The sequence below is a fragment of the Corallococcus sp. AB030 genome, from assembly GCF_003668965.1.
In the GTDB taxonomy this organism is placed as follows: Bacteria; Myxococcota; Myxococcia; order Myxococcales; family Myxococcaceae; genus Corallococcus; species Corallococcus exiguus.
The window spans coordinates 1-425 of sequence record NZ_RAWQ01000511.1 but is presented as its reverse complement, the minus strand read 5'-3'; the positions used below and the strand labels follow the sequence as shown (position 1 = coordinate 425).

The 425-nt window shown below is 65.4% G+C and carries 1 protein-coding gene; it reads right to left on the bottom strand.

The window, feature by feature from the left end; translation table 11 throughout:
• Positions 1-425: ChaN family lipoprotein (locus D7Y15_RS43850; RefSeq protein WP_199746085.1), on the bottom strand; the 425-nt coding region annotated here is incomplete at both ends.

Below are 425 nucleotides of genomic sequence, written 5' to 3'. Positions count from 1 at the left end.
ATAGTAGCGTCCACCGCACGGCCGACTTCGGCCAATATCAGCACCGCGCTGCCAGCCTGCGCGCTGAGGTCCGCCAGGTGCAAGGGTACGCCGAGATCCTTGCGCACATGAAAGGCGCCGGCCAGCAGCAGGCTTGGCTGTGGCGCCGCCAACAGAGCCTCGGCCATGCGCCGATCACGCTGTTGCTGTACAGCAAGCATCGCCGGCAACTGGCTGTCCGGCAGCAGGCCGCAGTGCGACTCACGGATATCCGCCAGCAAACGCTCCTGCACCTCGGCTGCACCAGAGCGCTCGCCCCCGAGCGTCGGGCGCTGGCGATAGATCTGCATGATCTCGGCACGATCCAGATTGGCCGCAAGCAAGGGGTAGGGCTGCCGCAATTGATGCATCACCAGCGGCCCGTAAAGCGACCAATCCCATCCAGG